The organism is Nostoc sp. LEGE 06077 (assembly GCF_015207705.1).
In the GTDB taxonomy this organism is placed as follows: Bacteria; Cyanobacteriota; Cyanobacteriia; order Cyanobacteriales; family Nostocaceae; genus Nostoc_B.
The window spans coordinates 50,694-60,386 of sequence record NZ_JADEWI010000043.1 but is presented as its reverse complement, the minus strand read 5'-3'; the positions used below and the strand labels follow the sequence as shown (position 1 = coordinate 60,386).

Annotated in this window: 8 protein-coding genes and 1 pseudogene; 2 read left to right on the top strand and 7 right to left on the bottom strand. The window is 39.7% G+C overall.

Annotated features, from left to right (window positions below; translation table 11 throughout):
• Positions 1-185: pseudogene (locus IQ244_RS22865) on the bottom strand (IS5/IS1182 family transposase); the annotation flags it as partial.
• Between the two features lie 221 nt (positions 186-406).
• Between IQ244_RS22865 and IQ244_RS22860 the strand changes: the two are divergent.
• Positions 407-1,252 carry a peptidoglycan-binding domain-containing protein gene (locus tag IQ244_RS22860; protein WP_193898274.1) on the top strand — a complete coding sequence of 282 codons (846 nt, stop codon included), beginning with the start codon at positions 407-409 and terminating at the stop codon, positions 1,250-1,252.
• A gap of 88 nt (positions 1,253-1,340) precedes the next feature.
• Positions 1,341-1,694, top strand: a complete 354-nt coding sequence (locus IQ244_RS22855) for a phage holin family protein (protein ID WP_193898273.1) — start codon at positions 1,341-1,343, stop codon at positions 1,692-1,694.
• 16 nt (positions 1,695-1,710) lie between these two features.
• Here the strand turns inward: IQ244_RS22855 and IQ244_RS22850 are convergent, their stop codons facing one another.
• The 6 genes from IQ244_RS22850 to IQ244_RS22825 all read right to left on the bottom strand — a co-directional run bounded on the left by IQ244_RS22850 (position 1,711) and on the right by IQ244_RS22825 (position 9,421).
• Positions 1,711-2,172: a cobalamin biosynthesis protein gene (locus IQ244_RS22850; protein WP_193898271.1), complete on the bottom strand. Its 462-nt coding sequence runs from the start codon at positions 2,170-2,172 to the stop codon at positions 1,711-1,713.
• Between the two features lie 620 nt (positions 2,173-2,792).
• The gene (locus IQ244_RS22845) at positions 2,793-3,431 is read right to left on the bottom strand and encodes a histidine phosphatase family protein (RefSeq protein WP_193898269.1); all 639 of its coding nucleotides are present in this window, start codon (positions 3,429-3,431) and stop codon (positions 2,793-2,795) included.
• A gap of 201 nt (positions 3,432-3,632) precedes the next feature.
• On the bottom strand, positions 3,633-4,145 hold the full coding sequence (locus tag IQ244_RS22840; RefSeq protein WP_193898267.1) for a hypothetical protein: 513 nt from the start codon (positions 4,143-4,145) through the stop codon (positions 3,633-3,635).
• Between the two features lie 49 nt (positions 4,146-4,194).
• Complete coding sequence (locus IQ244_RS22835) at positions 4,195-5,490, bottom strand: MFS transporter (RefSeq protein ID WP_193898265.1); 1,296 nt, start codon at positions 5,488-5,490, stop codon at positions 4,195-4,197.
• 76 nt (positions 5,491-5,566) lie between these two features.
• Positions 5,567-6,700: a PepSY-associated TM helix domain-containing protein gene (locus IQ244_RS22830; RefSeq protein WP_228059085.1), complete on the bottom strand. Its 1,134-nt coding sequence runs from the start codon at positions 6,698-6,700 to the stop codon at positions 5,567-5,569.
• A gap of 99 nt (positions 6,701-6,799) precedes the next feature.
• The gene (locus IQ244_RS22825; protein ID WP_193898262.1) at positions 6,800-9,421 is read right to left on the bottom strand and encodes a TonB-dependent siderophore receptor; all 2,622 of its coding nucleotides are present in this window, start codon (positions 9,419-9,421) and stop codon (positions 6,800-6,802) included.
• Between the last annotated feature and the right edge of the window lie 272 nt (positions 9,422-9,693).

The following is a 9,693-nucleotide window of genomic DNA, read 5'->3' as shown; positions in this document are numbered from 1 at the left end:
CTCCAATATTGAATGACCATTAAAACTTGGTCTTCAATAACTAATTTAGGACTGCGACCAGGCTTCTTTTTGTTTTGAGCATCAGCTTTAACTACATCAACCATTAATTCAAAAGTTTTACGGCTTACTCCAGTCATTCGCTTAAATTTTTTTGCAGTAAGCTGTTTGGCTTTCTCTATTTTCACGGCTCCTCAAAGTCCTAATCGCAAATTGCCAAGCCTCTAATTTTACCACAAAACATTTTTGCAAGCGTTCTAAGGGCAGAATTTTCTGACTTTTAGCGCATTGTAATTATCTGTCGATTTGGGGCGATCGCAATCACACCCCATAATATATGCTGCACTAGCTTTTTTCTGGACTCAAGCGGCTGTAATATTAGCAACAGAAGATTCTGGGAGTAAATTCCATGAAAGGCAGCCTAACAGCGTGTATCTTGAAGTACTTAAAGTCACCGCCAGCGTTTCATTTTTTGAGCGCTAATCAGTTGTATTACTTACTGCTGTTATCTTCCACGCCTTTACTCATTGCTTCCTCAAATACAGTCTCATTTGCAGCACCACTGCAAATTGCTCAAGCAGCGCCAAGTGCTGCAATTAGTCGTCCAACGCTGAAAGTTGGCTCTCAAGGGGAACGTGTCTCGGAGTTGCAAGCCGCACTCAAGCTTTTGGGCTTTTACTCAGGGACGGTGGATGGAGTTTATAACGAAAATACAGCAAATGCGGTTTCTCGATTTAAGCAAGCAGTTGGCTTAAATCCTGATGGGGTTGCTGATGCGGCTACTTGGCAAAAACTGTTTCCGCAAGAACCAGCATCTACATCTAACACGGCTGCGTCTTTGTCTAGCAACTCTGTCGCTAAACCGGAACCAAGACCGGCTAATCCCAAAACTCGCGCCACCCAAGTACCAACACTCGCACCAGAACCAAGACCCGTTAACAGAAAAACGCCAACAACTCAGCGAAAAACTCCAGCACGTCCATCAAAGATTACCTTTCGCCAGGTTCCTGGTATTCAGTACACCGCCGAAGGATATCCCATTTTGCGCTTAGGTATGAGTGGTGAAGATGTCCTCACGTTGCAAAAACAATTACAAAAGTTCGGTTTTTTGAGTGGGGGAATAGATGGTGATTTTGGCCGCACTACCGAAACAGCAGTTAAGGCATTGCAAAGGCGCTATGGTTTAGAAGAGGATGGTGTAGCTGGTGGTGCTACTTGGGACATTCTCTTGCGGCGATCGCCTGGGCAACGATAGGCTAATACGAAGTTATCCCAGTTCTCAGTAGAGATGGATGTATGGCATCTCTACTAAATTCATCTGATGGAAGTCATACCTGCTGTATATGAAACACTTTTTATTAACTTGGCTGGCTACTGCGGTGGCTTTACTGATTACCTCTAGAATTGTAGATGGTTTCATTGTCAATAATTTTGTTGCCGCTTTGGTTGCAGTATTTATTATTGGATTAGTCAATGCTTTTGTCAGACCAATTTTGCGGCTTTTGGCATTTCCCATTACCTTACTGACTTTTGGGTTATTTACATTTGTGATTAATGCTTTATCCCTGTGGTTAGCCAGTGCTATCACTCCTGGTACTGGTTTTGAGATTAAAGGCTTTTTACCAGCTTTGCTTGGGTCTATTGTGCTATCAATCGTGTCGAGTTTGATTAATTATTTTCTCAGAGTCGTTGAGTAGGATTAAATATTATTAATCATGGCTGTAATTCTTCAGCCACAGCTACAGTTACTACCCCAGGTAGTCCTGATAAGCGGAAAATATTTTTAGGAACCAATAACTCAGCTTCCAGTCCCCCCTTTTTAGCAGCAGCCAAAATCGCCGCAGCTTCTGCAACACTAGGTGTTCCTGTTGCTCTGGTGATGGTGGCGGATGGGTTGGGAACTGTGATAGTAGACAACTTTTCTGCGGAAAATGTTTGCAATAGCCAATTACGGAGATAGCAAAGTTCTACTAAAGCACTATCTGAGGCTTTTGTATCGATGGTAGCAATCCCGGCGATCGCTCTTTCGTCAAGTAAATTTTTTTGAAATACTTCTTCAATAGCTATTGCAATCAACTGTGAAGCACTACCTCGTTTAAAGCCAACACCCACCCACAAATTTCGTGGGTAGTTAGAATCTGGTTCGTTTAATGTTGTAGTTGAGTTAGTCAGCAATCCCCGATGATATGAGTTTTGTTAATGGTCGTTGATTGCCACACCTAAAATTGATCGATAGAATACTGTTCCCAGAAATTAAAAACTATATATTGATCATGTCTAGCACAGTAGGAAGCACCAAGAGAGAGAATAGGCAAAAATATTAGGTTATTTCTTAATATTTTGCTTCATTATTACTGTGAAGCATAAATTTTCGCTTGTGCTTTACCTTGGTGTTTCAATTTCTTTCTTCTCTGTCGCAGTTGGCGCAAAATAGCTGCGATGGAGTTTTGCTTTTTCGGTAATTTAACTACTGATTGAGATACAGTTTTTCTACTATCTAAGTAAATACTGTAGATTTAAAATTTTGTCAAGTTAGTTATCTCCGGGCAAAAATCCCAGAAGCATAAAAAAATCTTGAGCATAGAAGCTTGCGTCTTGTCATAAGTCATCCCTCGAAACTCTCTATATAAACTGAGTTTTAGGGTAGGCGATCGCATTTATTATGCTAATAATAAGCCGATGGCGCGATTTTTTGCCATGATTTGGGCATAAGCATTTGCAAATTTGGATACAGGTTTGAGGGACAGCAACAGTATTTTATTGCTGTCCCTCAAATGTTTAGATGTAGTTGAGTTTTATGTTCCCGGACGAGAGCGAAGATGATCAGGTATATGATGGCGATCGCCTAATATTTCTAACAAAGGGCCATGAACGTCAAATTTTACCATACTTACTGACGCGACCAAAATATTCACCCGATAGCGATAGCGTCCCAAATCAATTCCCAGTAAACTGCAAAGCAGAATCCGAATTGTGGCTTTATGGGCAACTACTAAAACATTACCTTGAGGATGTTTTTCTTGAATTTCAGCAATTACAGGCATCGCCCGGTTAGCAATATCTACCGCCGTTTCTCCACCAATGGGTGCATTCCAAGCGGGTTCTGTCAACCATTTGATATAGTTTTGGGCGTAATTTTCTTGAACAAACGATTTACTCTTAGTTTCCCATTCGCCGTAACTACCTTCTCTGAGTCCGTCACGCAACTGCATATCCATACCAATAGCATCACAAAATGGCTTGGCAGTTGCAATTGTGCGCTTCATCGGGCTAACATAAACAGCTTCCCACTTCAATTCTTGATAAACATCGGCAAAACTCTTTGCCATCTGCATCCCTTCTGTTGTTAACTCCGCATTAGTTTCACCGCAGAAATTACCGCTTTGACTATAAGTAGTTTCTCCATGTCGCAGTAAATATAAATTGAGTGTCATAGCTTTTATGGCAATTGGGATCAAGGAGTTTATGCAAAAATAAAATACCATTAATCTTGCAATTGAGAATGTGCCACTAGGACAAAGTGATCAACTTCACAAAAGCTTGGCTGAATTTAATACTGATGTGTTCGGTAATTGCTAGTCTGGGAACTCTCAAAGAAGTGTTTTGGGTTAGGCAGTAAAAATTTTTCCTCAAAATCAAGATTGTGAAATTGAATCAGAACCTTCAAAAATAGTTGGAATAGCTATCACCACCAACATGATTAAGTTAGCAAACCAAAACAACCCAACAACGACAAAACCCACTAATGTTAAATAGGAAAATTTTAATTGCGTGAATCCGTCTAGCAGTTGCCATAACCGAAAAGCTGTATAGAAAAAACCAATAGGTACAACAATGCTTGGCACTAACCACCTACTAAAGACGCGTTCACTGATGAGTTGTACGGCGACAATCAACAGATAACTCCCCCAGAATACCCATGAAGATGGTTGACTCCAATCCAGAGCTAATAAGCATATCGGTAACAAAACTCCAGTAACTAAAGCTAACTTGACCCACCATCTCAGGAATTGCCATTGCTTCTGGTTAAATCCAATTTCTGGAGTAAAGGGTAAACCTCCAGCTTTCACACTAAAACCATAGCCAAGAGCTAGACAGGTTGCAATCAAAATAAACAGCGTCAGAATTAATCCATTATTAACTGTCATCTGCTAGAGAATCCTAATTCTTGTACTCTTAGTTTCAGAAGTGATAAATCTAATTAACATTATCATAGTCAGGTAAAATAACTTCTACTTCCCGGAGTATTTTCACTGTATAACCAGTTAAACCTACTAACAGCAAGCCGATAGAAGATAGAACATACATGAGTACCATACCTGAGCCTTTTCCCGTACCTACTAGATTGTGAAATAAAGGTTCTAAACTACCGCCTTGCATCATAGCAGGCTCAAAAATATGATCTGCGAGTGGCCCAGCAATTAAGTTAGCGCCAGCAGAAGCCACCAGAAGAATCATTGATTGACTGGCAAACACACGCCCCTGAATTTCGGGTTTCACCTTAGTTAGCCAGATAGCATCAATAGAACTTCCTAACAAGGGAAAATGTAAAGATGAGCATAACTGCGCTGGCATCCAAATCAAAGGTATACGACCCAAACCGAATATAATTTTGCTGAGGCCAGCGCCTACCATACCCAGCAATACTCCATAAATACGCGGTTGCTTGTTACTCCATATATTAATGACTAAGACACCTAAAATACCGCCAATTCCAGAAACTAAGAATAAACTACCTAATAGTTTTGTATCATCTCCAGAAATTTCTAGGATCATTGGTTTATAAACAGCTTCACCGATATCATGAATAAACCAGAATATTGCAGTTAATGTTAATAAAATTAGTAGGCTAGGACGGGAAAATATATATTTAAAACCAAAATTAATATCATGCAAAATATTAGTGCGATCGCCTGTGATTGGTTTTGTCGTTTCAGGTTGGGGAATATGTGTGCGGATCACTGTAGCGATCGCTAAAAAGAAAGAAGTAATATCAATAATTAAAATCCCCACAAGTCCAATGATTCCATAAAGAATACCAGCTAGTGCCGGAGCAACAATAATTGCGCCATGACCTGCTAAAAAACCCAAACTACTCGCCTTGCTATATTCATGTTTGGCTACCATTTTCGATATTGATGCCGAGTAAGCAAGTTCTTGAAATTGTTCAAAAGTACATTTAACTGCAAAAGCTAAGTATAAATGCCATAGTTGCAGGTTATCAGTTAAATAAAGTAATAAAACTGTAAAAGTTACTATCCCGCCGGCTGCATCCCCCACTATCATCAACCACTTGCGATTCATCCGATCTACGATCGAACCAGCAATGGGAGTAATCAAAAGTTGTGGTATCTGTGCAAAAAAATGAAACAATGCTAAAGCTGTAGCTTGGTGTGTTATTTCCCATACCCAGATAGCAAAAGCAAAGGCAGTCATACTACTGCCAATCAGAGAAACCATCTGTCCAAGCCAGAGGATGATAAATTTTTGCATATTGTTGCCCAATCCCAGTAATTGCCTTATGGCTGGAAAGTGCTAAGTGCTGAGTAAAAATACCAGTTCCTAACCTCTAACTTAAATGTGCTTCACGCATAACATCTTTTTGTTTATTTTTCCGGTGACGATAGCGATACATCACAAAGCCAGTAATCAAAAGAATGGTAGGACTAAGACCAACAAAGACGTAAAGAATCCGGCTATTTAATCCCCAAAATGTCCCATAGTGTAAATATGTAAAGGCAGAGAATACCTTGTCTGCAAGTGGGAATTTTAGACTATTGACTACACGCAATACTTCGCCACTATATTGATCTAAGTACACTCCGCTTTCGCCATAAAATATTTCGTGATTTTGACGTTTGCGGATGTAAACTGCATCTTCTGGTTTACTGGGAATGCTCAGGGAAAAGGTCTTGGCATCAGGAAAAACATTATTGGAAATTTGCAGCAGTTGAGATGGCTTTAAAGGAGTTTGATTAGCAATAGGTTGAGAAGTCACTTCCGGTAGTTCAGCAGTAAAAGTGACTGCATAAATTAGCGGATATGACCAATCAGAAAAGTTCCAACAAAAACCTGTAAAAGCAGTAAAAGCCAGAAAGATGGACGTAACAATTCCTGCTACCTTGTGAATATCAAAATTAAATCGTTTAGGATGACCATCCCACTTGATTTTGAATCCAGGAATCAGCTTGCGCCAACCAGGCCATAATATTAATCCTGTGATGCACAAAATAAATAACAATAACCCGCTAATACCAACTAAAATTTCACCATTTCTACCTAGTAAAAGACCATAGTGAAGTCTCAGAACAATTCTTTCAAAACTAGAGTCAGATTCATTTTGACCTAGAATTGCACCCGTATAAGGATGAATAAATATCCGAGTTAGTTGATTAGCGGCATCAAAAAAACCTACTTCGTAAGGCGAATTAGCAGTAACAGGGAACCTAAGACTGTCTAATTTGAGATCGGGACGATTAGCATTCGCAGACTTAGCTGTTTCTACCACAGCATCAAGAGAAATTATTTGTTGCTGAGGTACTATAGAGCCAACTTGCTGGGTAATGAGAAACTGTGCCATCTCAGGCTTAAATACTAATAAACTACCTGTCAAACCGACAAAAGCTATTAGTATTCCTATAGCTAAACCGATATAGCGATGGAGAATAAAAGCTGTATCCCGGAATTTACGCGATCGCATCATAGATAAACTCCAACACATCTAAATGAGATAACTACTCATACAGGCCATCCTTGATCATTAGTCATCTGTATTTACAGATGACTAATGACAGTCTCAAAATTAGAGCTTGACTGAGACACTTCCTATAACTGTGAATGGTGCGCCAGGAGACAGTAAAAATCCGGCTGAATCATAGTAACGAGTATCAAATAGGTTCTTGAAGTTCAACCCAATTTGATAATTGTCTCGCTTATAGAAAATAGTTGCATCTGCTCTAACAAAGGAAGGAATTATAATGGTATTTGGTAAAGTAGCTTCTCTATCGCCGACAAAAAATACTCCCCCACCAAAACCTAATCCCCGTAAATTCCCTCTTTGAATCTCATAGGTAGTCCATAAACTAGCACTATTCCTGGGTGCGTTAACTAATCTATCGCCAACTGGTAAATTATTATCCTGAGTCACATAGGCATCGTTATGAGTATAAGAAGCGATCACATTCCATCCAGGTAAAATCTCTCCAGCTATGTCTAGTTCAATACCTCGGCTCTTGACTTCTCCAGCAGCAATCGAAAATGGAGATCCCAGATTATTCAAATCGCTAGTTGCTACATTATTTTTAGTAATCTCATAAGCTGAGAACGTCGCTGATAGCTTACCATCCAAAAACTCACCTTTAACCCCTACCTCATATTGTGTGCTGCTTTCAGGTTCTAGTGGTACTCCGCCCTCGGCTACGGCAAATTCATTTGGTCTAAATGCACGGGAATAACTACCGTAAAGAGATAGATTGGGGATTGGTTGATAAACTAAACCAATTCTTGGAGAAAATCTTTCATAATAACGCTCTGTAATTTCAGTCTCTGCGCCATTGATGATGTCAGGGTTAAATTCGTCTCTGAAATTAACAAAATCAAATCTTCCACCCAGTAATACTTTGAGATTAGGTAGTAATGCTACTTGATCTTGGAAGTAAACGCCGGCTCTATATGAATTACTTTCATCCTCAAATCCTTCTTCAAAAGTAGTTGGAATAGCTGCACCATATACCGGATTCAAAATATCTAAAGCTGGAACATTATAAGAAATCCGAAATGGATAACCAAAAACACTTCTACCCAATTCAAAGCCCAACAGTACTTCGTGTCCAATGGGGCCAGTTTTAAATTTACCGGTTAAGTCATTTTGCCAAGAATATTCTCTAGAATAATCACCTACTTGGTTATATCTTCTAGCCACAGTCCGACCATCCTCAGCAAAGGGATTTTCAAAATCTACTGGCTGAAAGTTGGAACGTGCTGTATCAACGATTTGGATAGAAACACCACTACGGAAGCGCCAATTTTCCGTAAAGCGATGGTCTAAGGCCACATTTATCCGATTGGCAAAGAGTTCATAGCGATCGCTTGGTTCACCAAAGTTAAAACTAATGGGTAAATCAAAGGATCTACTCACTGGTGGTAAACCTCGGTCGTAGGATTGGTTGAGGTTAACGTATTCATATTGCAAATCAACTGTGGTGCGATCGCTCAAATTGATACTCAGGCTAGGCGCAAAAGTATAAAGCTCTTTATAAGCAAAATCTCGGAATCCACCAGAGTTTTCGTAGGCAGCAATCAAGCGATAAAAAATATTATTCTCTTGATTCAGTGGCCCAGAAATATCTATTTCTGGTCGATAGTAATCATAGCTACCTACAGAAAATGTTGCCGAGTAATAAGGTTGGTTCAGGGGTTTTTTCGTAATGTAGTTGACAATACCCCCAGGCTCTAGTTGACCATACAGCACCGAAGCTGGGCCTTTGAGAACCTCAACCCTATCTATGGTCGCAGTGTCAGTAAATCCGGTGAAATTATCTTGTCTAAAACCATTTCTCAGGTTGGCATTAGTATTAAATCCCCGAATGGTATAAGTATCAGTGCCAGCGTAATCTGTGTTGACTGTGACACCGCTGACGTTACGCAATACGTCTGCAACCCGTTGGACTTTTTGATCCTCAATTACTTGGCGAGGAATTACCTGAATTGCTTGGGGAATTTCGAGCAGAGGCGTATCGGTTTTAGTTGCAGTGCTGGCATCGGGAACTTTATATCCTGAATCTTGTGAACCTGTCACCACCAATTCAATCGGTTCGTCAGTTTGCGCTGTTGGCTGTTCTGGTAGTGTTTCACTAGTAGGCTGTTCTGGTTGCGGTAGTGAGGTTGAAGGTTGTGTTGGCGGTGTTTCACTGGTTGGCTGTTCTGGTTGGGGTGTAGAGGCGACAACTGGTACAAGGCTAAAAATTAAACCTTCATCCCCATCAAACAACTCAACTGTTGGTAAACTGACTTCTCCTGTAACGATGACTTGGATACTATTTGCATCTTTATTAGTAACGCTGACTTCTGTAATCCCAGTAACTGGCTTTTCTTGCCGGAATATATTGTTGTTGGGTAAACGTAATTGAGCATTAGGAATATCAGCAATATAGCTATTGCCTGACTGACTATTCAATACTTGCAGTTGATCCCCTTTAGTTGTTTCTAAAATGATCTCTACACCTTTGTCTGTAGAATTCACCTTAACTGCTGTCACTTCTATGATTGCTGCTGGTTTGGCAGAATCTGGTGTAGAGGACTGTGCTAGTAAAGAAGCACTTGTGTGTTGTGTGTCTTTTACTTGTTCTCCCAGAGTCGGATTTCCACCCAATACACAAATAGAACTGGTCAATAACGAAATTTGTAGAATTTGACGTAGCTTCATTTCTAGCTTCACACCTAATTGAGAATTAACAGCAGTAGTTTAGAAAAATAGGAGAGGATCAGACGAAAATTATTATCATTAATTTAGTTTTACAGCTTATTGATAATAATCTTCATAAAATTTTTCTAATTTTATTGAGAAATTTTCTCTATTTAAGCAGGAATACACCCATTTTTTGTAAGATTACATACAAAAACTTGATTGAAAATGGCGATCGCCAAATGACGGAATATAAGTAAAAAAACTTTTTTCTTCAAGGGTTTCCTGGAAGT

Bases quoted from the DNA above. Each gene is read 5' to 3' on its own strand.
- IQ244_RS22860 (WP_193898274.1), top strand. From the start codon at position 407: ATGAAAGGCAGCCTAACAGCGTGTATCTTGAAGTACTTAAAGTCACCG.
- IQ244_RS22855 (WP_193898273.1), top strand. From the start codon at position 1,341: ATGAAACACTTTTTATTAACTTGGCTGGCTACTGCGGTGGCTTTACTG.
- IQ244_RS22845 (WP_193898269.1), bottom strand. From the start codon at position 3,431: ATGACACTCAATTTATATTTACTGCGACATGGAGAAACTACTTATAGT.
- IQ244_RS22840 (WP_193898267.1), bottom strand. From the start codon at position 4,145: ATGACAGTTAATAATGGATTAATTCTGACGCTGTTTATTTTGATTGCA.
- IQ244_RS22835 (WP_193898265.1), bottom strand. From the start codon at position 5,490: ATGCAAAAATTTATCATCCTCTGGCTTGGACAGATGGTTTCTCTGATT.
- IQ244_RS22830 (WP_228059085.1), bottom strand. From the start codon at position 6,700: ATGATGCGATCGCGTAAATTCCGGGATACAGCTTTTATTCTCCATCGC.
- IQ244_RS22825 (WP_193898262.1), bottom strand. From the start codon at position 9,421: ATGAAGCTACGTCAAATTCTACAAATTTCGTTATTGACCAGTTCTATT.